Genomic DNA, 645 nt, shown 5'->3' on the forward strand with positions numbered 1-645 from the left:
TTCTGCACGCGTTGGGGTTCGACTCCTTCGGGCTGCCCGCCGAGCAATACGCCGTGCAAACCGGCACCCATCCGCGCACCCGCACCGAGGCCAACGTCGTGAACTTTCGCCGTCAGCTGGGCCGGCTGGGCCTCGGTCACGACAGCCGGCGCAGCTTTTCCACCACCGACGTCGAGTTCTACAAGTGGACGCAGTGGATCTTCCTGCAGATCTACAACGCCTGGTTCGACACCGCGGCCAACAAGGCCCGCCCGATCGCAGAGCTGATCGCGGAATTCGATTCCGGCGCAAGGCAGCTCGAAGACGGCCGCCAATGGTCTGCGTTGTCGGCGGGGGAGCGGGCCGACGTCATCGACAGCCATCGGTTGGTCTACCGGGCCGACTCGATGGTCAACTGGTGTCCGGGATTGGGCACGGTACTGGCCAACGAGGAGGTGACCGCCGACGGTCGCAGCGACCGCGGCAACTTCCCGGTGTTCCGGAAACGATTGCGGCAGTGGATGATGCGGATCACCGCCTATGCCGACCGGCTGCTCGACGACCTGGATCTGCTCGACTGGCCGGAACCGGTGAAAACCATGCAGCGCAACTGGATTGGCCGCTCCATCGGCACCCGGGCGCTGTTCTCGGCGCGCAACACCAGTG

General features: G+C 65.4%; 1 pseudogene. It reads left to right on the forward strand.

The features are described from left to right. Positions 1 to 645: pseudogene (locus A5704_RS06030) on the forward strand (leucine--tRNA ligase); the annotation flags it as partial.

The organism is Mycobacterium sp. E735, assembly GCF_001666955.1.
Taxonomy (GTDB): domain Bacteria; phylum Actinomycetota; class Actinomycetes; order Mycobacteriales; family Mycobacteriaceae; genus Mycobacterium.